Here is a 25,612-nt window from a genome sequence, read left to right as displayed (position 1 = left end):
GATGGACGATAACAGAAGCAAGACGGAGAATGGCAATATGCAGGCAACGTCTGATGCGACCAATCCGGTGCTTTCCGTGCGCGATCTCACAACGGCCTTCCGCACCGAAAATGGCTGGACCGAAGTTATCAGGAACATCTCCTTCGATATCGGCGCGAAAGAGACCGTCGCCATTGTCGGTGAGAGTGGCTCCGGCAAGAGCGTGACCTCGCTGTCGATCATGCGTCTGCTCAACCCTGACAACACGAAGATTTCCGGCTCCATTAAGCTACTGGGTCGCGAGTTGACGACGCTCAGCAAGGACGAGATACGGCGCGTGCGTGGTCGTGACGTCTCGATGATCTTTCAGGAGCCGATGACATCGCTCAATCCGGCCTTCACCATCGAAAACCAACTCGCCGAAGCGCTGCTGTGCCAGGATCCTGATATCTCTCAGGCGGAGATCGAAACGCGTGCGCTGGCACTTCTGGAGAAGGTGCGCATTCCCTCGGCTCGTACGCGGCTGAAGCAGTATCCGCATGAGATGTCGGGTGGCATGCGCCAGCGGGTGATGATCGCCATGGCGCTGGCCTCGCGCCCGAAGCTGCTGATTGCCGACGAGCCGACGACGGCACTGGACGTGACGGTGCAAGGACAGGTTCTGGACCTCATCAAGACCTTGCAGGATGAAGAGGGCATGTCTGTGCTCTTCATCACCCACGACATGGGCGTCGTTGCCCAGATGGCGGATCGCACCGTGGTCATGCTGCGCGGCGATCTGGTGGAGGAAGGTGCAACGTCGCAGATCTTCGCCGCGCCGCGCCAGCCCTATACACGTGCGCTTCTTGCGGCAGTGCCAGTCCTCGGCTCGATGAAGGGGCATGACTTGCCACAACCTTTCCCGCTGATCGACCCTGCCAGCGGCGCGATCCTGCCAGCACCCGATATGCCTGATACGGTAGACCGCAACGCACCGCCGCTGGTCGAAGTGAAAGGCCTGATGAAACGCTTCCCCATGCCTTCAGGGCTGTTTCGCCCCACGGCCTTTCGTGTCCATGCCGTGGAGAATGTCTCGTTTCAAATCCAGCCCGGCGAAACGCTGTCATTGGTGGGGGAATCCGGCTGCGGCAAATCCACCACCGGTCGCTCTGTACTGCGATTGACCGAGCCGAGCGGTGGGGACGTGCGCATCGACGGAGCCGAGGTCGGCGGTCTTGGCCGCTACGGCCTGCGGCGTATGCGCCGCACCGCGCAGATGATTTTTCAGGACCCCTATGCCAGCTTGAACCCACGCCTCAGCGTCGGCACGGCAGTTGCGGAGCCACTCGTGGCGCACGGCATCGGCAATTCTGCGGAACGCCGGGCGCGCGTCAGTGAGCTGCTGGTGCGTGTGGGCCTGTCTCCCGAAATGGCAAGCCGTTATCCGCATGAATTTTCCGGCGGGCAGCGCCAGCGTATCTGTATTGCCAGAGCACTGGCACTTGAGCCGAAGCTGATCATCGCCGACGAAGCGGTGTCGGCGCTGGACGTGTCCATCAAGGCGCAGGTGGTCAACCTGATGCTGGACCTGCAAGCCAGTATGGGGCTCGCCTATCTGTTCATCAGCCACGACATGGCCGTCGTGGAGCGCATCAGTCACCGCGTTGCCGTCATGTATCTGGGTGAGATCGTCGAGATCGGTCCGCGCGCGGCGATTTTTGGTGATCCGCGTCACCCCTATACACGCCGACTGATCGACGCTGTCCCCGTGCCGGACCCATCCCAGCGTGGTCTGCGTGGCGCAGCGGTTGTCGGAGAACTTTCGACGCCCGTTCGACCTGCAGATTTCGTCGCCCCACAGCGGATTTACGACGAAGTCGCGCCCGGCCATCTGGTCATGCGCAGCGAGGCACGAGAAGAGTTGGCGATGGCGGTCTGAGCGCTCCGCCACGCTTTTCAGATGTCGGTCAATGCCCGGGTCAGCGCATGATCCGGGTCCAGAAAGCCATCGAGAACATCGAAATGATGACGGTTTGGCTCCGCGTAACAGGCGGTTACCGCACCGAGACCGGTCCACATATTGGCCAGCAACGCGTTCTGACGCAGGAATTCGTGGCGTTCGGCACCACCCACCCAGGCGCAAAGGCGGGCATGGCCAACCGGACGCAGCAGCGCAGGACTTTCCGCGAGCGCCTCGGCTTCATCGATGCGCAGCGTCTCGTTCAGTTCACTGCGCATCAGGGGACGCAGATCATGCAGACCGGAAATGGGTGCGGCAATTTCGACGCGGTCCAGCACGGCGGATGCAAGGGGCGTGCCCGCGCTGACCATACGCGCCGACAGATGCCCGCCCGCCGAATGGCCGGTGATGATGATCGGCCCCGCGACCTCCTCTGCGGCCCGCGTCACCGCATCGCCGATCTGGTGTGTGATCTCGGTGATACGAACGTCCGGGCACAGGTCATAGGACGGCATCGCCACAGCAAATCCCCGCGCCACGCAACCTTGCGCAAAGTGCGACCAGTAGCTGCGGTCAAGGCTCTTCCAATAGCCGCCGTGGATGAAGACGACGAGGCCGCGCGGTGTGCCTTCCGGCAGAAAGAGATCCAGCGCGTTGCGTTCACTCGCACCATAGGCCAGCCCAAGTTTGGCTCGTCCCGCAGCCAGCATCGCCTCGCGATAGTCGGCTGCCGGTTTGGCCCAGGCACTCGGCCAGCGCTCCGCACCGACGATATGCGCCCCGTTGGAATAGGCGTCCGTATAGTCGGCGATGCGGTGGTAATTCATGATGCGACTCCCGTTAATCATCTGATCAAACATCAAAAATTTTAACGGTCGCGTAAAGAACAAAATACGAAGTCGGGAGGAACGACGCGTGAAATGGTCACAAATGAGCGGGAATGCCCGAGGCGCGGTGCTGATGGTGTTCAACGCGCTGATCTACTCCATCATGGTTCTGATCATCAAGTCCGTATCACCAGATGTGCCGCTTTTCGTCATCATGTTCTTCACCGTTGCGACGCAGCTTCTGTTTGTCGGAGGACGCGCCTTCAGGCGTGTGGGACCACTGCTGATTGCCGGAGAACGGAGGGGTGCGCATGTGTTGAGGGCGACGGCGCTGATCTCCAGTATGTTGGCGGGATTTTACTCGGTCACGGCTCTGCCGCTGGCGATCTCAACGTCCCTTAGCTTCTCCAAGGCCATGTTCGTCACCCTGTTCGCGGCGTTGATCCTTTCCGAAACGGTCGGACGATGGCGGTGGATGTCCGTGATCATCGGCTTTACCGGCGTGGTCATTCTCTCCGGCCCAACAGGCACCGAAACCATCGCGGTGCTGGGCGTGGCCGCAGGCGTGGTTTCTGCTGCGACGGCGGCGTTTGGTGCGATCATGACACGGCGTCTGGCCAGCGAGACCTCCGATGTGTTGCTGCTGAATCAGTCACTGGTCGGCACACTTGTACTGGCACCTCTGGCATTCTGGACATGGCAAGCCATCGATCTGCCAACCATGGGATTGCTCGCCATGACAGGCTTGCTCAGCGTCGTCGGCAATACCAGCATGATCGCAGCTCTGCGTATGGGAGAAGCCTCCGCACTGGCCCCGGTGGATTTTTCGCGTGCCATCTTTGCCGGTATTATCGGATATCTGGCCTTTCAGGAAACACCCGGCTTAGCGGCGCTGGTGGGCATGGCCATTATCGTCATCGGCGCGTTGATGTCTCTGCGGCAGCGATGACCTTATGCGGCGATCGCCCTCAGTTCCTCCACTACCGCCAGATGGAAGGCGTTGTCGGCATCTCCCGTATTCAGATGAACGGTAAAATGGTCTGCATTTTCGAATGGCTGGCGGCGAACGGTTAGGCCACGGCCTTCCAATTGGTTTGCAAAATCCACGCCCGATTGCTGAACGGTGTCTCGTTCATCGGTGCCCCATGCCAATGTGAACCGGGCCGATGTAGGCCCGCTGAAATCCGCCGCACAGTCTGGCTGGTCGGCGGGCAATCGCCTGTCGGGATCGGGATGCGCATCGCCAATGCGTCTATGATAGCTGCCGCTCATCGCCATCACCGCCGCGATCGTGCCATCAGGAATACCAGCGGCCCGACGACGTTCCGCGTCCAGTTCCAGACGTGCAGCAATAACGGCCCCTGCCGAATGTCCACCGATGACAACGCGGTTCGGATTGCCACCGGAGTGCGAAATATTCTCGAGCACCCAACGAACCGTTGCCCGTGCATCGTCCATCAGTTCTTCGGAGCCGACATGCGGTAGCAGGCGATAATTCGCGGAAATGAAGATGGCCGGAACGGCGAGCAGTGCCGGTGCCATAAAGCCGCACCACTCCTTGTGACCATGGGTGAAGCCGCCGCCATGCCAAAATATGAAGACCGGCAGATTGGTATGCGATCGTAATCCGTGATCCGGCAGATAGATGTCCATCCGCTGCGCCGGGTTAGGCCCGAAGGGAATATCGGCCAAGCGCGCGATGCCGGATGACCGCAGCAGGCTCGTCTCCGCATAGGCATCGGCAGCGGCGTTGATGGAGCCTTGCGGCGGCAAATCTCTGGCAAACACGGCTATCTCCCCCTTTTTGGTTTCTACCGGCCCACCGGCCTGGGTATTGTCTGCGCCCATTGCCGCAACAAACGTTCCAGCGCGATCAGAAATCGGGCTGGTGCGCCTTCCAACTTGCGACCGGCGCGAAGAATGAGGCTGACGCTGGTCTTTTCCATCATGTCGTCAGCAATCGGCACGCTGACCATGCTTCCGCGTCGAAGCTCGGACCAGACTGACAGCTGCGGCAGGATCGTCAGCGCCACACCGGCCCGCACCGCTTCCAGCATCACAAAAATCGAGTTGGTGGTGATCGCGGGCTCTATACGCTGCCCACTGTGGGCTTCCGCCTCACTCAAAATCTGGCGCAGACGAAAGCTGCGCTCGGAAAGGCACAGCGGATAGTCCTGCAACTGGGCAATCGTGACGCTATCTTGTCGTGCAAGCGCATGATCCGGCGGCACAATCACCATCAGGGGCTGGGCGATGGCGGAGCGAACCTGGATTTTCATATCGTGCGGCGTCTGAAAGACGAGCCCCATATGCGCTTCGTCATCTGCGACCATACGGGCGATTTCCTGACTGGCGCCGATATTGATGTTCAGCCGCACTTTGGGATTGTCGCGGTTGAAGGAATTGATGAGGTCGGTGAAGGTTTCACCGAGAAATCCCTCGCCCGCCGAAAGCGTAACGCTACCCGTCTTGACCGATCGCAAATCCTCCAGCTTGGCGCGTAGAGCTTCGCGGTCGGACATCTGGTTGCGGTAATGCTCCATGACCATTTCACCTGCATCGGTCAGCTTGATGCCACGGCGGCCCTTGACGATGAGCGCGATACCATGCTGCTCTTCCAGTTGCGCAATCTGGCGGCTGACGGAGGATGCAGCAACATTGAGACGATCACCTGCTGCGCGCATGGACCCCGCATTCAGCGCCTCCAATAAATATCGCAGTCCGTTTTCCGACATCATCGCGTCCTTCTGCCCATCATTGACCCGCTCTTCCGGCATTGTGATACCGGGAAAGCCCTCATGACAACAGCAGGGACCTTTGTCTCAGACATCAAGTATCATATCGCTCAATGGGATAGATTGGCAGGTCAGGCAACTGTCGGGCGCCAGTTCGGTTTCGACGGGACAGAGGAACTGCCCCTCCGTTACCTTGACGGCACAGCTTTCGCACTGGCCGACCTGACAGCCGCTCGGCAGCGAAATACCGGCAGCGAGTGCGGCTGAGAGCAGTGAGCCTGACGCCTTGGTCCATTCAAAACTGGCGCCGCTACGTGCAAGGGTAATGCGTGCCGGGGCAATGTCCTTCGGCAATGCCAGCTCGCTCTTGAAGGCTTCGGCGATGATATCGGCGGTCGGCATGCCGCGCGCCACGAGCGCCTGGCGAACACCGTCCATCAACGCTGCCGGTCCACACAGATAGACCAGCGGGCGTCTGGCCAGCAGGGCATCATCCATCGTTGCGACGATGTGTGCGATATCGCCGCCCGTTCTGACGTGGGATTGCGTCCGGGCATCGCCGCGGCGAAGCCAGAGATTTAAGGATAGCCAGTCGCTGTTTCGAGCAAGGTCAGCGAGTTCCCGTTCGAAGGTCGCTGTCTCCCAGGTTCCGGCCACGTAATGCAGCATGATGGGAGCCGTCGAGCCACCCTTTGCAGCAGCCCGCAAGGCCGACAGGAACGGTGTGATCCCGATGCCGCCCGCAATGCAGACGATGGGTCGGTCGATGGAAGGTGAGATCACGAAGCTGCCGGATGGCGGCGTCACCATCAATTCCGCACCGACCTCCAGATGATCGTGAAAATGATGCGACATGGAAAATGACACGAGCGGATCGGCGCTCGGGCTGCGTCTCACCGCGACTTCGAAGCTGTCTGATGACGCGCCATCGCAGATGAGGGAGTAGAAGCGACGTTCCTGCGCGCCGGGTATTCTGACGCCGATATGCTGGCCGGGGAGAAATGCGGGGAGAGGAAGGCCGTCTTCCGGCACAAGGACCAATCGCAGCACATGGCCTGCAAGCTTCTCTCGGGCCTTGACGATGAAGCTTCGCTCGCCCGACCAGTTGCCGATCGATGTCGGCACATCACGCCTGATGGCGCAGACCATATGGCGAAGCGGCGGCGCGCCGCTCAGGGGATCACGGGTCTCGTCGCTGATGATGGCGTTGATATTGCTGGAGTGTTCACCGGATGTGGGAGCGCTTGGCCTGCCAAGAGCATCATTGCCTTGCCACCAGCCGAATTCCGCAATTGCCACGTCATCGGCCAGATCACCGTCGATCCGTACCCGTAATCGCACCGTTCCATTCGTCGTAGTCACCAGCGCCCAGTCGTTCTCGGACAAACCTTCCCGTGCCGCAAGCGCCGGAGAAATTTCGATAGCCGGATCAGCGGAGCGCCGTCGCAACGAGGTGATATTGCGCAGCGATGAGTGCGTATAATAGCCTGATTTGGCCGTGGTCAGGGTAATGGGGAATTCGGGATCGACTGGTAATGGCGGCGCGGCAGAGGCGATGGCCGGATAACCATGCGCCTGCAACTGCCCGGAATGAAATTCGATCCGCTTCGATGGTGTTGGAAAACCGACAGGCGCTCCGCTTGCATCGCGCGCCGCATAGGCGCGTTCTGTAGCGGGCTGCGCCAGCGTGATGCCTTCCGGTGATGCCCGCAATCGATCCACGCTCAGTCCGGTGGGTTCCAGCACGGTGTCGATTGCCTTGACGAAAGGTCCCTGCCAGAGATCGCCTTCCAACCCCAGACGCTGGCCGAGCCCGCGTGCAATGGCATAATCCGGCCTTGCCTTGCCGGGTGCTGGCAAGAGAGCAGGACGGAACTGGATATGTGAGGCAGCCCGCGCCGAAATCTCGAAGCCGACTCGCATCGCATCATGTTCCCAAGGCGCGGTGACGGGCAGCAGGATGTCGGCGGTATCTGCCATCGGGGTCATGAACAGGTCGCAATGGACCTGAAAATCCAACGCTTCCAGCGCTCTTTTCGTGCGGCGCGCGTCGGGATGCGTCAGAGGCATATTGGCCCCAAAACCGATCAATGCCCGCACCCGGTTTTGCGCATTGCCTTCGATGGACTCGCACAAATCCCGCGCCGTGATGAAGCCGAAGCGAGGTGGGCCAAGCGGTAGTTCCACACGGCCAAGCGCTTTCTCCAGCTGCGAGGCAGGGAGATGTTTGAAGTCGGCGATCTTTGCTATGAGAGGTCCGGCAAACCAGCGGTTTCCACCGGCTCGATCGACATCATCCCGCAGGGCGAACAGGTTGGATATGGCCCGTGTCGTCTGCGTGGCGTTCAGCGCCTGCGCAATCCCGGTCCAGTGATAATAGGAAATGCTTGGTGAGGACGCGACGACTTCGAAGAATTCGGCGAGTTGAGTTTCCGGGATACCCGTTGCCGCTGCAACCTGTGACGGGGTCCATTCGAGACTTGCCTCATAAAGCAAAGCAAGCGAGGTGGCGCAGTGTCTTTCATGCCCGTGGGTATCGACAATCGTTCCGTCGAAAAACAGATCAGCATCGGGATGCACGCCATAGTCAACAGCAGGATTGACGGTTTCGAGCGACCCGTCTTTTCGCCTGATGACGAACCCTGCATCGGCACCGAAAGCAGTGGCGGAAAGCTTTTCGCCCGTCTGTCGGTCTACGAGAAAGGCTGCATCGGTCCAGTCGCGAACGAAATCCTGTGCGAAGCGCGTCTGCTCGATCAGAAAGCGGACCGCCCCCATTGCCAGCGCGGCATCTGAGCCGGGGCGGATGCGCAACCACAGATCGGACTGTTCGCCGCTGCCCGAACGCTTCGGGTCGATCACGACGATGCGCGCGCCGCGCTGCCGTGCTTCGGCGATGCGTTGCGCCTCCGCCAGCCATGTTCTGGCAGGATTATGACCCCAGAGAATGATGGTATCGGCATTGGCGAAATCCGGCACACCCAATGGCAAACCGAATGTGAAGGCTTGCGCGTAGTCCTTCTGGAAATTGCAGACCTCGACCGAGGTGACGAGGTTGGGTGTGCCGAACTGCCACGCCAGCCGCAATATCCAGTCGATACTATCGGAAATGGCCGTACCGCTAGGTGTCGTCGAGGCGATGGCCACGGCTTCCGCGCCGTAGCGGTCACGAATATCGGCCATACGTGCGGCGATCTCGTCCAGCGCTTCCTCGTAGCCGATTTCTTGCCAACCCGGATCGGCACTGCCTTTCGGGTTGGTCCGTCTCATCGGTACGGTCAGGCGGTCGGGGTGATGGACGATCTCAGGTGCTGCGCGGCCTTTGGCGCACAGAGCGCCGCCGGTCGGATGGTCGCGATCAGGATCGACGCGCAACATGCGGCCATCCTGAACGGTATAGATCGCGCCACATCGGGACCTGCACAGCGTGCAATAGCCCCGGGTGGTCACCGGTAAGGATGGAGAGGCGTGATCCATAATCGCTTCCTTCGCTGTCATAGCGCCTGTGTCCATTCTACCATCGAAATGACGGGATCACATCATGCCAAGCTCTTTGAGAGTCTTTGCAATCTGCTCGCGATGAGCGTCGCTGACATCGCGCAAAGGCGGGCGAACCCGTCCACCGGGAAGGCCGCGGGCATTCAGCGCGGCTTTGAGGATGGCCGGGCCGGAGCCGAAGCGACCGATCAGGTCTGGTGTGTACCATTCCTTCATCAGCACCCGGTCCTTCAAGCCGCAGGCCCGCGCCGCCTCCAGATCACCGGCCCAGAGATTGTCGTAGAAACCAGTCTGCGCGCGTCCGAGAACGCCGCCCGCGCCCATCGTGCCATCTCCGTCATGGACGGAGAGCATGGTGAGGCCGAGTTCGTTCATAGGGAAGCCGAAGACGCGGACTTTGTCTTTGAGGGCAAAGAAGGTTTCGGCAAAGCGTGAAAAGTCGGGCGTCGATTGTTTGATCGCAACGACGGCATCGATATCGGCCAGACGTTCCAGCAGCGACAGCGGCATGTCGATGCCGGTGCCGGGCGGCCAGTTATAGACGCAGATCGGCAGTTCCGATGCGGCGCCGACAGTGGTGTAGAAATCGACGATTTCATCCGCATTCGGACGCACATAAGGCGGTGGTGTGAGCAAAATCCCATCGAAGCCTGCACTCTTTGCAAAGGCCGCAAATTCGATGCTTTCCTGCGCGGTGAAGCTGGAGCAGCCCGCGATCAGAGGAAGTTTGCCGCGCATCTGCTCACCGGTTTTTTCGAACAGGCGCGCACGTTCCATCTTGGACATGCTGGTCCATTCGCCGGTGGTACCAGCCAGAACGAGGCCGTGCATGCCCTCGCCATGCAGCCATTCCAGGAGGACGCCGAGGCCCGCCTCATCAAGAGAAAGGTCGTCTTTGAAGGGAGTGGTGATAGCAGGCAGGTAACCCCGCCAGTTCACGCGCGATCTCTTGTTTTGGGTCATGTCATTCTCCGAAATATAGTCGTGCGTCAGATGTGTCGCGAAGGCGGGACAAGGCATCTGTGCTGGTTTGACGGACACGCGCATGGTGATCAGACGCGTGTCGTTGATGTTTTCAGGAACTTACGTTGAGATTTCCGACAATGGCGCCCAGCGCTTCAGGCAATGAGCGGCCAAAGCCATAGGCGCGCTCTGGCGACCAGCCGGTTTCAGGCATCGGAAACTCCGTCACATCCTTATAGGGCTGCTCCAGCAAGACAGAGAGCGCGTGAGGGAAGCGGTTGCCGATCCAGTTCCAGCCCATTCCAAGATCCGGCTCTGTCGGGCAGCCACCCGGATAGGGATGACCGAGTTCGTAGTCCGGCGACGCCGCTGCCCAAGCGTTTTCGAACTGGGTGAAGATATCGCGACGCTCCGGCTTCCATGTCGGCACGTTTTCAGACGGCCAGATGAAGTTGCAGCGCAGTTCCTTGTCGGCATGGCAATCGAGGCAGAAATCGACGCCGATCTCTTCCATCTTGTTGCGAAGATGGAAAATCTCCGGGGATTTCTCCAGCGATGGCGACGTCCATTCACGATTGAGATTGGCACCAACGGCATTGCTGCGTGTCAGACCAAGAGCCGAGCCATCGGGATTGCAGTTGTGCACGACGTAGAAAACCGCAGAGGACAGCAGCGCACGGGCCGTCGGATCTGTTTTGTGGAGCAATCTGTCGACAATGCCCTCGACGAAGTAACCGCCTTGCGTTTCGCAGGAGTGCTGGCGTGAAATGATCCAGCAGGAGGGCTTGCCCGGTCCCGGTGTGCCGATCGTCAGCATATCGATGGGGCGGCCCTGAACGCTCTCCCCGATGGTCGTCAGTGAGACGAGATCGGATGTCTGCGCCTTGGAGATGAAGGCAAGTTCGCGGGCAGGCTCATAGGGTGCCCAGAAGGCGTAATAGCAGATATCGTGTTCCGGCGTGTGCTTGAAGCTGTAGATTTCGCAGTCGTAATCGCCGCGCAGTCGAAACCAGGTCGTGCCGTCATAACTGGCAACCGGTCCGGTGTTCTGCCACATATTCTCGTAGTCTTCACGGTTTGCCAGACGCCAGCCCAGCGTCTCATTGGCATTTTCGAAGCTGAAACGGCAGTCTTTGCCCTGCGCGCCGCTGATGCGGAAATGGTACCATCCGAGAAACACATCACCTGGGTCTTTTCTCAGGCGCAGGCGGATATCGCGGTGATCGGTTGCAGAGACGATCTCGCCGCTGCCGGATGGAATCTTGGATGTGACTGAAACCATTTTGTTTTTCCTGTCTGTCGATGGCCCGGCCCTGAACCAGTTCATGTGGCTGAGCGAACCATCTGTCATTCTGCCAGCGTCCCAAGTTACGGAACGTCCGTGTGGAAACCAGCAGTGAGTAGGTTAGGTAGGGCGGCCTCGATTGGCCGCCCGTGATGCGTTTAGGAGGGATTACCCTTCGATCTTGGCACCGCGCAGGATCGGGAAACCATCGCCTGTCAGGGTCACGCCCTTCAGGCTGGCTTTCAGCGCGAAGATCGGTGCCTGGTGGTAGAGGTAGATCACCGGCAGGTCCTTCGCGACGAGCGCCTGAGCCTGCTTGAACAGTGCGATGCGCTCCTTTGGATCGACGGCTGCACGGGTGGCATCGAGAAGGCGATCCATTTCCGGGTTGTTGTATTTGCCGACGTTTCTTCCGCCCTTGCTGGACAGGACCGGCACGGCCAGAGTGTCCAGATCGTTGGCGGATTGCTGGCCGATCGGGCCCCAGGATTCGAAATCGCCATCGGCGGTCAGCTTCAGCGTGGTCGCGAAATCGACGACGTTGAGTTTGGTATCGAAACCAGCCTCGACCGTCATCGCCTGAATGAGTTCACCGACGCGTACCGACAAAGGCCTATTCGGCACCAGCATGGTGAAGGGCACGGGCTGCTTCACGCCTGCTTCATCCAAGAGTTTCTTGGCTGCGGCAACGTCGCGGGCCGGAATAGGAAAATCCGTGTTGTAGAACGGCGAATCCGGGCTGGCGAACTGGTTGGCCGCCTTGTAGTAGCCGGCAAAAACCGCATCCACGATGGCCTGTTTATCCAGCGAAAGCTCCAGCGCGTGGCGAACGCGCGGGTCTTGCATCGGGCCCTTGCGTTCAAGGTTGAACATCAGCGCCTGGGAATTGGCGGCGAAGTTCTGGATCATGGCAAGGCTCTCGTCTGACTTGACGGTATCGGCCAAGGCGGGATCGAGCTTTTCGATCATATCGACATCGCCGGACTGAAGGTTGGCGAGACGCACGCTGTCAGCCGGGATGATGCGGAAGATCACGCGATCGAAGGAATAATCCTTGGCAAAGCGGTAGTTCGGATCTTTCTCCAGAGTGATGCGGTCTTGCGCAACGCGGCTGACGAACTTGTAAGGGCCAACGCAGACAGGTGCACGACCGACGTTCGCGCCTTCACGCTCCAGGGCTTTGGGCGAAAAATACATGCCGTTACGCTCGGCCAGCGTTCCCAGAAGCTGGGCGGCAGGCTGCGCTACTTTTATGACGACCGTCTGTGGATCGGGCGTTTCGATGGAGGAGATGCTGGTCAGATCGGAATAACGCTGCGTGCCGGGCTTGCGGGCGCGGTCGAGATTGACCTTGACGGCAGTGGAATCGAACGGCGTTCCGTCCTGGAACTTGACGTCCTTCGCCAGGTGTAATGTCAGCGACAGGGCGTCATCAGACCACTCCCAGCGTTCGGCAAGGCCTGGCAGAATGTTGAGTTTGGCATCTGTATAGAGCAACCGTTCGCACATGGTTGACAGAACCGAAATGCCCGTCGAGGCAGCGTTGGATACCGGGTCCAGTGCATCCGGGTCGTCGGCGAGCGCAATGCGCAGATCGGCAGCGCTTGCAGAACCGGCCATCAGGCCCCCGGCCAATATCAAGGCCGTCATAATCTTGCGTGACATGAGTTCGTTCCCTTTATTATTTTTGAAAACTGCTTGTGTCGTCTCTATGCCGTCAACCCGCGACCGAGGTCAAAACGAGGTCGCTGGATGGATCGGTGATCTGCTGCAGTTCAACGAAATTGCCATCCGGGTCGCGGCAGTAGCAGACGCGCATCGGGCCGACATCGATGGGTTCGGAATTGAAGACCACGCCATCTGCCGAGAGGCGGGCGTGATCAGCAATCACGTCGTCGCTGTCGAAGCAGATGTGGGAATATCCACGCTGCGATAAGCCACGGTCATCCATGCGTTCGGATGCTGGCAGGGTGTATTCGAAGATTTCCAGAAACGCATTGCCAGCCTTCAAAACGGCAGCGCGCGCAGTGGAATCGGGGATTGTCGTGATCTGGCCGGCAAAGGCTGCCATATCGGTTCCGGCTTCCCAACCGAAGGAAAAGACTTCCGTAAAGCCGAGCTTGTCCTTGTAGAAGGTCAGTGCACGATCGAGATCACCAGTGGTGATGGAGGGGTGATGAATGCCACGTAGCATGGGAAATCTCCTTTAAGCGTAAGCCGTTGCTTCGATTTCGACCAGAAGATCAGGCGTAAACAGTCGCGAGACCTGAACGAGCGTGCTCGCTGGCTTGTGACCGAGGGCATTGAAAGGTCCGACGACCTCGCCCCAATTGGCCAGAGTGGCATCGATATCGGTCGTGTAAACGCGGATGCCCGCAACATTGGTGTAGGTCATGCCAGCATCGGCCAGAACCTTGCCGAGATTTTCGAGGACGAGCTTGAGCTGGCCCTTCATATCACCCAGATGCTGCGGTGCGCCGTCCGGGCCGGTCGCACATTGGCCAGACAGGGTGAGCACCCGTGACATTCCACTGACTTCGGTTGCGTGCGCAAAGCCAAAGCCTTCCTGCCAATTCCAGGGGTTGATCGATTTCGTTTCCATAGCTGTTCCTTTTTATAGCTGTGCGGCGTCGAGAGGATGCAAAAGCGCAACGCTTGCGAAGCGTTGGTGAATTTCGATCTTTCGGACATGACGAAGGCGTCGACCTGACGGATGCGCAGACGCGCAGCTTCCCGGCCACTCTCGCGGCCTCAGGCACCATTTCGTTCCCCTGTCATGACATGCTGGCCGAACTGCCGCGATTTCGAGATGCGGTGCCCGGCTCTTGTTCTTAACTCAGGAAACGTCATGCCTAGCGTTCGTTCAATGACGCTTATTGTCAGATTATGTTGCGTTTTACGCAACGTTAAAACCAGAATTTTTGACGGAGCGTCTTGATGCCGTATTTCTCACGATCTCGTCTTGTCGCGAATTTCCAATGGTTTTTCGTGGTTTAGATTCCCGAACTTTAGCTTTCCCAGTCACGAATTTGGATCATATCCCAGCGCGTTTATCTGATCCGGTTGAGGGTAAGTGCCAATATCTACAGGAGAATTGACTTGAAAACGCGCACTCACAGTGCACACTCGTCACAATCTCGAAAGGTGAAATACTTGCTCCAAATATGGTTGAACATCATGCCTGTGGTCTCACCGGCGCCATGATGATTGATTGCCTCATCATCGGCGGCGGCCTGTTGGGATCGGCCACGGCATTCAATCTGGCCACGGAAGGACTGTCGGTTCTGCTGGTCGAGAAAGGCCAGATCAACGGTGTCGCATCCAGTCAGAACGCCGGAAGCCTGCATTTTCAGCTCGAATATAGAATGATCGAGAACGGCGCGGATGCGGCGCGCAAGGCGGCGGAAGCCATGCCGTTGCATCTGGATGCCATGGCGCGGTGGGGCAGTGTCGAAGCGGAGCTCGGCGCGCCGGTTGGCGTGAAGCGAACGGGCGGCCTGATGGTTGCCGAGACAGCCGAGCAGGTGGCCGTGCTGGAACAGAAAGCCGCGCTGGAACGTGCATCGGGTCTCGATGTCGAATTGCTGGACCGATCTGCACTGGATGGTCTGGCACCTTATCTGGGACCAGCCGTCATGGCTGCGGCCCATTGCAAGGGCGAGGGAAAGGCCGATCCGAAGCAAACGACGCTCGCCTTCGCCAGAGCTGCGATAAAAGCGGGCGCGCAGATCGAGACAGGCTGCGAGGTGTTGGAGCTGTCGCGGCACGGCAATGTTTGGCATGCGAGATTGCAGGACGGTCGGCTCATCCACGCCAAAACCGTCGCCATTACCGCAGGCGGATGGTCGGGACGTGTGGCGGCCATGGCGGGCATGCAGATGCCCGTCAGCCCGGTGGGGCTGACCATGACGGTCACGATGCGCACACAGCCGCTCATTCCGCATCTGGTTCAGCATGCCGGGCGACGTCTGTCTCTGAAGCAGACACCGGAAGGGCAGGTGCTGATCGGCGGCGGCTGGCCCGCACAACTGCGCCATGTCGGTGGTGTCATCGATCTCGACGCACGGCCCGCGCTGCAACTGACATCACTGGCCGGCAACATGGCCGCTGCCGCTTCCGTCGTGCCGAAGCTGGAACAGTTGCAGGTGATGCGCGTGTGGACCGGCATGACCTCGCTGATTGCCGACCAATTGCCGCTGCTGGGCGAAATTCCCAAGGCGCCCGGCCTTTTCATCGCGACTGGCGGCTCCGCTTTTACACTGGGCCTGACCTATGCGCGTCTGCTGGCCGACGCCATTTGCGGCAAGCCACCCATTCTGGATGTTCGCCGGTTCAGTCCCGGCCGTTTCGGGAGCCTCACCCTTGTCTGACCCGCGTCGTCTTCCCGAAAGCAAAGATTTGCACCGTCCGCCTGCGGTCTCCATCACCGTTAATGGCAAGCCAACTCTTGCCCATCCGGGCGAAACCCTTGCGGCAGCATTGATGGCCAGCGGACATAGCGGGTTTCGCCGAACGCAAAGTGGTGCGCTTAGGGCGCCCTATTGCAATATGGGTGTATGTTTCGACTGTCTGGTAACGGTCGATGGACAGAGTGGGCAACGCAGCTGCCTCATCCCCGTGCGGGCCGATATGGTCGTGGAGTTGGAAAATGTCTGAGCCCCAAACCGTTGATCTGGCAATTGTCGGCGCTGGTCCGGCGGGTCTGGCGGCGGCACTCGCAGCCAGTGAGCAGGGTCTGAGTGTCGTTGTGATCGATGAGCAGCCGGAGATAGGCGGCCAGATATTTCGCCAGCCGCCCCGCAGTTTTAAAGCCGCTCCCAGCAGCGCCTTTCGCAGCTATCCCTTCGGCACCAAGCTTCTAGAGCAAGCGCGCGGCGGTTCCCGGATCCGCTTTCAACTGGGGACGACGGCCTGGGGCGTGTTCGAGCCGCGCGATGGCGGACGGGGTGTCGAGCTTGGTCTGTCATCGCAGGACGGTGGGCTAATGTTGCGCAGCAAGGCATTGCTGATCGCCACCGGCGCTCACGACATGCCGGTGGCCTTTCCCGGCTGGACACTTCCTGGCGTCATGGCGGCAGGGGGCGTTCAGACGTTGCTCAAAAGCCAGCACATTCTCTCAGCAAAGCGCTATGTTCTGGCAGGCTCGCACCCGCTGATTTTCGTACTCGCCGAACAGCTTTTGAAAGCCGGGGCGGAGATTGCGGAAGTGGCGATTGCGCGCCCATTCCCCGGGCTCGGTGAAATGCTCCGCGCAATCCCCGCGCTGCCCGGCCAGGGTCGCGTGGTAGCTGATCTCATGCGCAGTCTGTTGGCTTTGCGCCGCCATAAAGTTCCCCTCTCTTTCTCCACGAGCATTCGCCGTGCGGAGGGAACGGAAGAGGGTGTCGCGCGGGTGGTTCTGCAAAGCGTTGATGGCAATGGAAAGCTTGAAAAGGGCACCGAGCGCACTGTCGAGGGTATCGATGGTGTTGCAATCGGTTACGGTTTGCTCGCCAGCACCGAACTTGCCCGGCAGGCGGGATGCGCCGCGCATTGGGCGCCAGACCGTGGTGGCTGGGTGGTCGGCCATGATGACGACATGCAAACGTCCCGAACCGATATTTATGTGGCGGGTGAGCCAGCCGGGATCGGCGGCGCCAGACGCGCGTTTCTTCAGGGCAAGCTCGCAGGGTTGACGATAGGTGCTGCGGTAAGGGGCAGCGATCGTGCATCACACGCTATACGGGACGCCAAATCGGCAGTTTCCAGAACGGACACGTTTGCTTCCACCATGGCGCAAAGTTTCGCGCCGAATCTTACACTCCTAGCATCTTTGGCGGATGATGAGACGATATTGTGCCGCTGCGAAGAGGTGGCATCCAAAGATGTGGACGCATTCCTGAAACAGTCGCCCTTCGTGACATCGGTCAATGCGGTCAAACTCGGATGCCGCACGGGAATGGGACCGTGCCAGGGACGCTACTGCCAATTGTCCGTTGCGATGAGAGTGGCGGACCGATGCAATCTTCCCGTCGAGACCGTCGGTCAGTTCACCGCTCAGGCACCGATACGGCCTGTGCCATTGAAGCATCTGGCCAAGCTGGGATTGGATTAAGCCCTCTAGATGTCGTCTCTCTCGTCACCTGAAAGATGATTGCGGGCCGACTGCTTGACCTGGCCGACATGGGTCAGCAGGCCGGAAATGACGATGGGATCGACATCACCCATCATGTCCTCAAGCCAAGTGCCATGCGCCTGTGCCATCGCTTCGAACGTGGTGCGGCCTTTCTCCGTCAGGCACGCGACGATGACGCGGCGATCATCGGCAGGTCTTTCGCGGACCACGAGGCCGTCAATTTCCAGTCGCTCGACCAAGCCGGTAATGTTGCCATTCGTGACCATGGTGCGTTTGGAAAGCTCGCCAAGGCGCAGGCCCTCGGGCTCGCGATAGAGCTGCGAGAGCAGGTCGAATTGCGGTAGCGTTGCCCCGAATTCGCGGCGCAAACGGCGGCGGATTTCCTGGGAGATTAGCTTGGTGGTGGACAGCAGGCGCAGCCAGAGCCGAAGCTCCTGCTTCTTGCCCTCCTGCGTCTCGTTCATGATAATTTCGAGATCAATCGCTGACATAAACCTGTCCCTTGCACGCCACCACGTCCCGAACATCATCCATTGCGATCACGTCGATATGTTTGAACGTTCGAAGAACAAGGCCAATATCAGCACTTAGGAAAATTGGCCAGTATAAAGCTGTAACAACGGTATCGTCTGTTTGCTCGTAGCGTCGTCGGATGGGCTGAGAGGGCTCGCGACGTTAAATAATTTAAGCTTCAACAAAATTCTTGCGCAATCGATTTTTTGCTCATACGCTTCCTTCCATCATTCGCATCTGCCTGTGGCAGCACCGATAACGTGTTCGAACAGTGCGATAAAAAGGGGAACATGGAATGACAGATACATCCACCATTTCGGCACTCGCAACCGGCCTGCTGACAGGCTCCATCAAGGTCGTGGATTTGAGCGCGCCACTGGGACCCGACACGCCCGTGCTTTATCTGCCACCGCAATTCGGCAAGAACACGCCGAATGTGAAGGTGCACACCATTTCCGCCTATGATCAGGACGGACCGTTCTGGGCCTGGAACTGGCTGGAACTGGGCGAGCATACCGGCACCCACTTCGATGCGCCGAGCCACTGGATCACCGGCAAGGACAATCCGTCCAACACCACCGACACCATCGCACCACAGAATTTCGTAGCGCCTGTGAACGTGATCGACCGCTCGAAGGAATCGGCTGAAAATCCGGATTATCTGCTGACGGTTGACAGCATTAAGGAGTGGGAAGCCGAGCACGGCGAGATCGCGGCAGGCACATGGGTGCTGTTGCGCACCGATTGGTACAAGCGCAACGGCTCGACGGAAACATTCCTGAACGCTGATGAAAACGGTCCTCATTCTCCCGGCCCGACGGCGGAAGCCATCGAATATCTTCTGTCGAAAGGCATCATCGGCTGGGGCCAGGAAACCATCGGCACGGATGCTGGTTCTGCCGGTGGCATGACCCCGCCGTTCCCAGCGCACAACCTGATGCACAAAGCCAACAAATATGGTCTGGCCAGCCTTTGCCATCTCGATCAGCTACCGCCCAAGGGTGCGATTTTGATCGCCGCACCGCTCAAATTGGTAAAAGGCACGGGCTCACCTGTGCGCGCTCTTGCTCTGATCGTCTGAGACGATAAAAAAGCCAATGGCCTTGTCGTGTCGGCAGGGCCATCTGGCACGTTTCCATAGAAGGGAGCTCAATTCCTTCTGTGAAGACCAGAGACGCCTGTCGCGAAGGCTACCTCCTGAAATGATGTAAGGACGACAAGTATGGAAAACGGATTTTCCGGCGCGGTTTTCGAAAACCCCGGTAAACAGGAGAGCCGGATTCCAAGCCTTGGCGAAATCGGCCTGAACAATTTCGCGCCCTATATCATGAACCGGATCATGGCGCGGTGGAATGCCAATCTTTTGGAAGATTTGAAGGCCCGAGATATTACCACCGTCAAGATGCGGGCGCTTGCCGTGCTGAATGTTTCCGCGTCGCTGACGATCAACGAGTTGTCTATCTACACGGTCATCGAACAGTCGACCATGAGCCGGACAGTTGACGCTCTCGAAGAGCAGGGACTTATCAGGCGCACGCCCAGACCGGATGATATGCGGGTTCGAGATGTGACCATCACAGACGAGGGCAGGGCGATGTTCGAGGACATCTGGCCGATCATGTACGATGATCTGCGCCGCATGTTCAAAGATATCGACGACGACGAATATCGCGTCTTCCTTGGCACGCTTCACAAAATTCTCAAGAATATACGCAGACACGACATTTGATGGATTAAGAGAATAGCCGCGGGTGCGTATCTCTCGCTGGTCATTTGATGGTGCCAATCTCATTCTTTGGCAATACCCTTTTACGCGGCAACATAGTCCGGCTCAAGATAACGGCTGAGAAGGACAATGGTCTCTTCCGTCAAGCGCGCTCGATCCTGTGCTGGCAACGTGCAGGCGTGAACGATCAGGGCATGAGCAGCTTCCACGACGATTGTGGCGTGCAGGTCCCGATCGGTGCCCGTGTTTGGCATCCGCAATGTCAGGAGATGGGATATGACGGCCTTCGTGTGATCGAGAAGGCTTGCACTTTTGCCAGCGCTACCGCCGCGTACCGCGCGATAGACATGGTGGAAAGCAGGGTTTGTCTTGTGGAACACGACGGTTGCGCGAACGATCCACTCGATAGCGTCGCGAAGTGGCCAATCGGCAATGCCCTCGTTCTCCTGCTGACCGATCAGCCCTTCTATTTCCGTCACATATTTTTCTGCCATCACTTCGACCAACGCCTGCTTGTTGGGGAAGAATTTGTAGAGCACGCCGACGGAGGTGTTCGCGCGCGCCGCAATCGCATTCGTCGTCGCATTATCGACGCCGACCTCTGCAATCACGTCCGCTGCCGCATCCAGCAATTGCTGTACGCGTCGCCGTCCCCGTTCCTGAACGGGTGTGCGCCGTACGCCAGAGGCTGGAGCTCCGGCATCAGCAACAGTGGGTTTCAACGACATCGTCAGCCTTTCCGCAATGGCGGTCCTTCGCAGGGCAATACCAAATATCCCTCGTTGACGTTAGCCATTACCGGGAATAAAACTAAAAAAGTAGAGTTATTGCTCTCCTTTTAAAAAAGGTGAGCAAACTCAGTGGAGGAGGACGTTGTTTGAAAAATTTGAACGGGAAGACGGTTCTGATTACCGGCGGCGCATCCGGCATCGGGCGGCTGATGGGGAGACGATTTCTCGATCAGGGTGCAACGCATCTGGTGATCTGGGATATTCAAGAGCAGGCATTGCACGAAACGGTCGCGGCGTTGAGCGCCGAAGGCCTTCGCGTGTCAGGATACGCTGTCGATCTAGCTGATCCTGCCCGCATCGAGGCCGCCGCGGACGAGATGAAGGCAGCCGGTATCGCAGTCGATATCGTGGTCAATAATGCGGGTGTGATTGTCGGGAAAACCTTTGTCGAGCATAGCTCGAAAGATATATCGCTGACGATGGACGTGAACACACTGGCACCTATCTATGTCGCAAAGGAATTCCTGCCCGGCATGATCGCTCGCGGCAGTGGCCATATCGTCAACATAGCCTCGGCAGCGGGCTTCGTGCCCAATCCCAAAATGTCGGTGTATTGTGCCAGCAAATGGGCGATGATTGGCTGGTCCGACTCGTTGCGCGTCGAAATGGAGAGGGCCAAGACCGGCGTCGGCGTAACAACGGTAACACCATATTACATCGACACTGGCATGTTCGCTGGCGTGCGCTCTCCCTTCATCCCCATTCTCAAAGCGGAGTATGTCGCAGACCGCGTGATCGCAGCCATCAAATCCAATCGCATCTTTTTACGCCTGCCCTGGATTATCAATCTGGTGCCACTCCTGCGGGGCATTTTGCCCTTGCGCTGGTTTGACAAGATCGGTGGTGAGTGGCTGCGTATATATCATACGATGGATAATTTCCGCGGGCGTAAATAAGCCTCGTGGCAGCTGACGTGCCGATTGCGCGTGAGGATCTCAAACCTTTTCACGTCACTCTTGAGCGTATCCGATATTTCGGATTGTCCCAGAGCCGCTCGTTGATAACCTTTGCCACGATCTCAATGGCGTTGACCACGTCATCTTCTCCAACGAACAGAGGGCAGAACCCGAAACGCATAATGTCAGGCGCACGGAAGTCGCCGATGACGCCGTGATCGATGAGGGCCTGGATTGCTTCGTAGCCATGCTCGAACCGGAACGACACTTGCGATGCCCGCAGTTCGCTCTGCCTCGGAGACGCAAGTTTGAGGTCCGGGCACCGGGCTTCCACACCCTCGATGAACATCTCTGTCAACTTGACGGAGACGTCCCTCACATCGCTCATCTCCACGCCGTCCCAGAGATCGAGGGCTTGGTCGAGAATCGATAGCTGCACGATGGCGGGCGTTCCGACGCGCAGCCTTTCCGTCGACATGGCTGGCCGATAGGAAAGCTCCATCGCGAAGGGTGCGTCATGCCCCATCCATCCGGCCAGTGCGGGTTTGACGTCGTTGATGATGTCGGGCCGGACATAGATGAAGGCTGGCGAGCCGGGGCCGCCATTGAGATATTTATAGGTACAGCCAACAGCAAATTCGGCGCCGCAACCCGCCAAATCCACCGGCACGGCTCCGGCGCTGTGGGCCAAATCCCAGATCACCACGGCGCCTGCGTCCTGCGCCTTACGCGTCAGCGCCGCCATGTCGTGCATGCGTCCGGTTCGGTAATCGACCTGTGTGAGGATAACGACGGCGACCGTGTCATCGATGTGCTGGCTGACCTCATCGGGTGCGGGCGTGAGCAGGCGGTAATCACCGCCAATCGTCTCGATCAGTCCGCCGATCATGTAGAGATCAGAGGGGAAATTACCGCTGTCGGAGAGGATGACCTTGCGGTCGGGTCGCATTTTGAGAGCCGCAGCGACAGCCTGATAGACCTTGATGGACAGTGTATCTCCCGTCGCAACCGAACCTGCCGGTGCGCCGATCAATCGGGCGATCTTGTCTCCCACGCGCTGCGGAAGGGAAATCCACCCGGCACTATTCCAGGCGCGTATGAGTTCCACGCCCCACTCCTGCTTGATCGTTCTGGTGGCGCTTTCCACGGCATTGGCAGGCAACGGGCCAAGGGAGTTGCCATCGAGATAGATGATGCCCTCTGGTAGATCGAAACGCTCTTTTCGCAAAACTGTTTTCAGTGTCATCACAAGTCTCCACGCAGATGCCAAAGCTCTGGAAATAATTCGACGCTCAACATTTTTCTAAGATACTCGACGCCAGCGGTTCCACCCGTGCCGCGCTTGAAGCCAATCACCCGTTCCACTGTCGTGACATGGTTGAAACGCCATCGGCGAAAATAATCCTCGATATCGACAAGCTTTTCGCCGAGCTCATAGAGCGCCCAGTATTTGTCGATATTCTCGTAGACGATTTTCCAACGCGCCTGCACCTCGGGAATTTTTGCGTGAGGCGAACGGAGCTGGGGCGGCGGTACATGCTCTTCTGAGCCATCGACGACGCGAAAGAGATAGGTGATGACCTCATCGTAGAAGCTGGGTCGGTCCAGCTCATCCACCAGCATCTGGTGGATTGCCGGGCGGTGCTCGTGCGGTTTCAGCAAATGTGGATTTCTGTTGCCGAGCACATACTCGATCATGCGGTTCTGATAGGATTGAAACCCGGAGGAAGGGCCGAGCGCATCGCGAAATCGCGTGTAGTCGGCGGGCGTCATGGTTCGCAAAACATCCCACGCATTGTTCAATTGCTCAAAAATGCGCGACACGCGGGCAAGCATTTTGAACATGCCGGATGTATCGCCCGCCTTCAAGGCGTTACGGGCTGCATTCAACTCGTGGATCACGAGCTTCATCCACAGCTCGCTTGTCTGGTGCTGTATGATGAACAGCATCTCGTCATGCGCCTGGCTCAGTGGTTGCTGCTGGTCGAGAATTCCATCGAGATGAAGGTAATCGCCATAGGACATCGCCCCCTTGAACGACATCTTCGCACCCTCGGTGCCGGGATCATAAATAGTCTCAGCCATAATATTCGTTACCTTTCAAAAATATCGCCGAGCCGAACGGGTCGGCACCTGCGCTTGTTACCGCGCCATGTTGGCCACTAGGTCGCTGAACCTTTCCCCCTGAATGCCGACATGAGCGCGTAGCAGGCGGCGGGCCTCTTCACCATCGCCCGTAAAAATCGCATCGATAATGGCGCAGTGCTCCTGAAATGACGTCGACAAGCGGTTGCGGACGCGCAATTGCAGGCGCCGATACGGACGCAGCCGCCGGTGCAGTTGCAGGCATTGCTCCTGGAGGAATTCGCTTTGGCTGGCGATGTAGATGGCTTTATGAAATTCCTCATTGTCGTAATAATAGGCGTCGCTGTCTCCGGCAGAGGCTGATTGCTCGCAACGGCTATGGGCTGTTTTAATCGCTTCGCGTGAACCGGCATCCAGCCGTCTTGCGGCAAGAGAGCCCGCCAGCCCTTCCATTTCGGCCATGACCTCGAACATTTCGTAGACGCGGTGCGGGCCCGGATCGATGACGACTGCACCGCGCCGGGGCCGGATTTCGATGAGGCCGATTGCATCCAGCTGCATCAGCGCTTCCCGTACAGGTGTTCTTGAAACGCCGAAACGTGTGGCCAAAACCGTTTCGTCAAGCCGTTCACCCGGTGCGAACTCATTGGAAAGTATCGAGTTTTCGATCTCATCCCGCAGCCACCGGCCAACGTTTTCTGACATGTGCTTCAGCTCCAGAAATACAATTAGGTAAATCTTGTATACAAGATGCTTGACAGAGTGCACAAGTCTTGAGAGCTTACATGCTACCGGCAAGGGCGGCGTGTGGGAAGACGCTGTGACAGCTTTTATCAGGGAGGACTGATATGTCTGAGACTTCGTTTTTTACGGACATGCTCCAAAGCATCACCGACCGCGGTCGCAAATTGCTGTTCTCCGGCTCCCGGGTTGCAGATGTCGCTGCTAATGCCGACACCGAAAAGCTGTGCGAAATGCTACTGTCAAGCCGGGGCGAAGCATCCGGCATGGCGCTGGCCGCTGAAATTCTGGACCGGTGGAGCAGGCTCGACACCGATGGCGCACGTCAGTTTTTTGTTCTGCTGTCGGAGAAATTCGGTCCCGATACGGCCAAGCTCGAACAGGCCATCGAAACCTATCGCAAGGAACAAAGCTCTGCGGCGGTCATAGGCCTCCATCAGGCGGCTGAACCACGACGGCAGGAATTGCTGCGCCGCCTCAATCAGGCCCCGAGTGGTACAGCCCGCCTGGTTCGGATGCGCGAACAACTGTTGCGGCTGAAAGAAAAGGAAAAGGGTTTTCAGGCGCTGGACGCCGACTTCACGCACCTTTTCAGCTCATGGTTCAATCGTGGATTCCTGTCGCTGAGGCCGATAGAATGGTCGACACAGGCCAATATTCTGGAAAAAATCATCGCTTACGAGGCGGTGCACGAGATCGCCGGATGGGAGGAGCTTCGCCGCAGGCTGGCGCCGTCTGACAGACGTTGCTTTGCGTTCTTTCATCCCCGTCTTGCTGACGAACCCCTTGTTTTCGTTGAGGTTGCGCTGACGCGTGCGGTTCCGGCCAACATTCATGACGTGCTGGATGAGACCCGCGAGCAGATCGCAGCCGACGAGGCAACGACGGCCGTCTTCTATTCCATCTCCAACTGTCAGGATGGCCTGCGCGGTATTTCCTTCGGTAATTTCCTGATCAAGCAGGTGGTCGATGATCTGAAGAAAGAGCTACCGGGTCTGACCAACTTCGTTACCCTGTCGCCCGTGCCCGGTTTTGCGCGCTGGTTTTCCGCCATCCGTACCGCAGAAAACGATCCCGCCCTGTCGAGCGAGGAGCGCGCGACGCTGTCGGCGATGGATAAGCCTTCCTGGAGCGATGATGCTGAGGTTGTTGCCAAGATCGAGCGCATTATTCTCCCGATGGCCGCGCATTACTTTCTCACCGCGAAAACGGCAGATGGTCGCCCAATCGATCCCGTGGCGCGGTTCCATCTGGGCAACGGCGCACGTCTTGAAAGGCTGAACTTCCTTGGCGACCGTTCGCCAAAGGCGATGAAGCAGGCGCATGGTCTGATGGTCAATTATCTCTACAAGCTGGATGATATCGTGGCCAACCATGAAGCGCTTGCGCAACGGGGTGAGGTGGCTGCATCACCTGTTGTGAGGACATTGTTGAAGCAGCGCGGTGATCTCAAGACTGCCGCGAATTCCGGCGGCTTTCAAAGCAGGCCGCGAAAATCATAAAGACAAGATAGTGAGGG

At 58.5% G+C, this 25,612-nt stretch carries 23 protein-coding genes; 9 read left to right on the top strand and 14 right to left on the bottom strand.

Annotated features, from left to right (window positions below; all coding sequences use genetic code 11):
• Window position 1 precedes the first annotated feature (1 nt).
• Entirely contained in the window at window positions 2-1,897 is a 1,896-nt protein-coding gene (locus tag QRN55_RS04450) for an ABC transporter ATP-binding protein (protein WP_502871293.1), read from the top strand.
• Window positions 1,898-1,914: 17 nt separating this feature from the next.
• Here QRN55_RS04450 and QRN55_RS04445 read toward each other — a convergent pair whose 3' ends face one another.
• Window positions 1,915-2,745, bottom strand: coding sequence for a hormone-sensitive lipase (locus QRN55_RS04445; protein ID WP_284775167.1), 831 nt, complete (start codon window positions 2,743-2,745; stop codon window positions 1,915-1,917).
• Window positions 2,746-2,833: 88 nt separating this feature from the next.
• Here QRN55_RS04445 and QRN55_RS04440 point away from each other — a divergent pair, with 88 nt between their 5' ends.
• Complete coding sequence (locus QRN55_RS04440) at window positions 2,834-3,694, top strand: DMT family transporter (protein WP_284775165.1); 861 nt, start codon at window positions 2,834-2,836, stop codon at window positions 3,692-3,694.
• Window positions 3,695-3,696: 2 nt separating this feature from the next.
• Here the strand turns inward: QRN55_RS04440 and QRN55_RS04435 are convergent, their stop codons facing one another.
• The 8 genes from QRN55_RS04435 to QRN55_RS04400 all read right to left on the bottom strand — a co-directional run bounded on the left by QRN55_RS04435 (window position 3,697) and on the right by QRN55_RS04400 (window position 13,828).
• A complete protein-coding gene (locus QRN55_RS04435) occupies window positions 3,697-4,533 on the bottom strand; it encodes an alpha/beta hydrolase (protein WP_284775164.1) in 837 nt (278 codons plus the stop codon).
• Window positions 4,534-4,556: 23 nt separating this feature from the next.
• A complete protein-coding gene (locus QRN55_RS04430) occupies window positions 4,557-5,522 on the bottom strand; it encodes a LysR family transcriptional regulator (protein WP_284775161.1) in 966 nt (321 codons plus the stop codon).
• Between the two features lie 45 nt (window positions 5,523-5,567).
• Entirely contained in the window at window positions 5,568-8,978 is a 3,411-nt protein-coding gene (locus QRN55_RS04425) for a molybdopterin-dependent oxidoreductase (RefSeq protein ID WP_284775159.1), read from the bottom strand.
• A gap of 36 nt (window positions 8,979-9,014) precedes the next feature.
• Complete coding sequence (locus tag QRN55_RS04420) at window positions 9,015-9,941, bottom strand: dihydrodipicolinate synthase family protein (RefSeq protein WP_284775158.1); 927 nt, start codon at window positions 9,939-9,941, stop codon at window positions 9,015-9,017.
• A gap of 112 nt (window positions 9,942-10,053) precedes the next feature.
• Entirely contained in the window at window positions 10,054-11,223 is a 1,170-nt protein-coding gene (locus QRN55_RS04415) for a M14 family metallopeptidase (RefSeq protein WP_284775156.1), read from the bottom strand.
• Window positions 11,224-11,394: 171 nt separating this feature from the next.
• Entirely contained in the window at window positions 11,395-12,891 is a 1,497-nt protein-coding gene (locus tag QRN55_RS04410; RefSeq protein WP_284775154.1) for an ABC transporter substrate-binding protein, read from the bottom strand.
• Between the two features lie 52 nt (window positions 12,892-12,943).
• Window positions 12,944-13,420 (bottom strand): VOC family protein, encoded by a 477-nt coding sequence (locus tag QRN55_RS04405; RefSeq protein ID WP_045229160.1) that lies wholly within the window; start codon window positions 13,418-13,420, stop codon window positions 12,944-12,946.
• A 12-nt stretch (window positions 13,421-13,432) separates the two neighbouring features.
• On the bottom strand, window positions 13,433-13,828 hold the full coding sequence (locus tag QRN55_RS04400) for a RidA family protein (protein ID WP_111838773.1): 396 nt from the start codon (window positions 13,826-13,828) through the stop codon (window positions 13,433-13,435).
• A 562-nt stretch (window positions 13,829-14,390) separates the two neighbouring features.
• Between QRN55_RS04400 and QRN55_RS04395 the strand changes: the two genes are divergently transcribed.
• The 3 genes from QRN55_RS04395 to QRN55_RS04385 are packed head-to-tail and all read left to right on the top strand — an operon-like array spanning window position 14,391 to window position 17,320.
• Window positions 14,391-15,596: an NAD(P)/FAD-dependent oxidoreductase gene (locus QRN55_RS04395; protein ID WP_284775149.1), complete on the top strand. Its 1,206-nt coding sequence runs from the start codon at window positions 14,391-14,393 to the stop codon at window positions 15,594-15,596.
• Window positions 15,589-15,882, top strand: coding sequence for a (2Fe-2S)-binding protein (locus tag QRN55_RS04390; RefSeq protein WP_284775147.1), 294 nt, complete (start codon window positions 15,589-15,591; stop codon window positions 15,880-15,882). The genes QRN55_RS04395 and QRN55_RS04390 overlap by 8 nt, the downstream gene beginning before the upstream one ends.
• A complete protein-coding gene (locus QRN55_RS04385) occupies window positions 15,875-17,320 on the top strand; it encodes an FAD/NAD(P)-dependent oxidoreductase (RefSeq protein WP_284775146.1) in 1,446 nt (481 codons plus the stop codon). Before QRN55_RS04390 ends, QRN55_RS04385 begins: the two co-directional genes overlap by 8 nt.
• A gap of 5 nt (window positions 17,321-17,325) precedes the next feature.
• On the opposite strand, the gene QRN55_RS04380 is transcribed toward QRN55_RS04385, so the two are convergent.
• Complete coding sequence (locus tag QRN55_RS04380) at window positions 17,326-17,832, bottom strand: MarR family winged helix-turn-helix transcriptional regulator (protein ID WP_111838776.1); 507 nt, start codon at window positions 17,830-17,832, stop codon at window positions 17,326-17,328.
• A gap of 317 nt (window positions 17,833-18,149) precedes the next feature.
• On the opposite strand from QRN55_RS04380, the gene QRN55_RS04375 reads away from it, so the two are divergent.
• Together QRN55_RS04375 and QRN55_RS04370 are read left to right on the top strand one after the other, a co-directional pair.
• Window positions 18,150-18,935 (top strand): cyclase family protein, encoded by a 786-nt coding sequence (locus tag QRN55_RS04375; RefSeq protein WP_284775143.1) that lies wholly within the window; start codon window positions 18,150-18,152, stop codon window positions 18,933-18,935.
• 141 nt (window positions 18,936-19,076) lie between these two features.
• The gene (locus tag QRN55_RS04370; RefSeq protein ID WP_284775141.1) at window positions 19,077-19,583 is read left to right on the top strand and encodes a MarR family winged helix-turn-helix transcriptional regulator; all 507 of its coding nucleotides are present in this window, start codon (window positions 19,077-19,079) and stop codon (window positions 19,581-19,583) included.
• A gap of 80 nt (window positions 19,584-19,663) precedes the next feature.
• Here QRN55_RS04370 and QRN55_RS04365 read toward each other — a convergent pair whose 3' ends face one another.
• The gene (locus tag QRN55_RS04365) at window positions 19,664-20,308 is read right to left on the bottom strand and encodes a TetR/AcrR family transcriptional regulator (RefSeq protein ID WP_284775139.1); all 645 of its coding nucleotides are present in this window, start codon (window positions 20,306-20,308) and stop codon (window positions 19,664-19,666) included.
• Window positions 20,309-20,457: 149 nt separating this feature from the next.
• On the opposite strand from QRN55_RS04365, the gene QRN55_RS04360 reads away from it, so the two are divergent.
• The gene (locus QRN55_RS04360) at window positions 20,458-21,267 is read left to right on the top strand and encodes an SDR family oxidoreductase (RefSeq protein WP_284775137.1); all 810 of its coding nucleotides are present in this window, start codon (window positions 20,458-20,460) and stop codon (window positions 21,265-21,267) included.
• A gap of 49 nt (window positions 21,268-21,316) precedes the next feature.
• Here QRN55_RS04360 and kynU read toward each other — a convergent pair whose 3' ends face one another.
• The 3 genes from kynU to QRN55_RS04345 are packed head-to-tail and all read right to left on the bottom strand — an operon-like array spanning window position 21,317 to window position 24,057.
• On the bottom strand, window positions 21,317-22,513 hold the full coding sequence (gene kynU, locus QRN55_RS04355) for a kynureninase (protein WP_284775135.1): 1,197 nt from the start codon (window positions 22,511-22,513) through the stop codon (window positions 21,317-21,319).
• A complete protein-coding gene (locus QRN55_RS04350) occupies window positions 22,513-23,352 on the bottom strand; it encodes a tryptophan 2,3-dioxygenase (RefSeq protein WP_284775133.1) in 840 nt (279 codons plus the stop codon). The genes kynU and QRN55_RS04350 overlap by 1 nt, the downstream gene beginning before the upstream one ends.
• A 57-nt stretch (window positions 23,353-23,409) precedes the next feature.
• Window positions 23,410-24,057 (bottom strand): GntR family transcriptional regulator, encoded by a 648-nt coding sequence (locus tag QRN55_RS04345; protein ID WP_111838783.1) that lies wholly within the window; start codon window positions 24,055-24,057, stop codon window positions 23,410-23,412.
• 143 nt (window positions 24,058-24,200) lie between these two features.
• On the opposite strand from QRN55_RS04345, the gene QRN55_RS04340 reads away from it, so the two are divergent.
• Window positions 24,201-25,595 (top strand): malonyl-CoA decarboxylase, encoded by a 1,395-nt coding sequence (locus tag QRN55_RS04340; RefSeq protein ID WP_284775130.1) that lies wholly within the window; start codon window positions 24,201-24,203, stop codon window positions 25,593-25,595.
• Window positions 25,596-25,612: the final 17 nt, after the last annotated feature.

This window comes from Agrobacterium sp. lyk4-40-TYG-31 (assembly GCF_030209855.1).
Lineage (GTDB): Bacteria > Pseudomonadota > Alphaproteobacteria > Rhizobiales > Rhizobiaceae > Agrobacterium > Agrobacterium vaccinii.
Note: the sequence above shows the minus strand (reverse complement) of the source record. Positions and strands in the feature narration are given on the sequence as shown.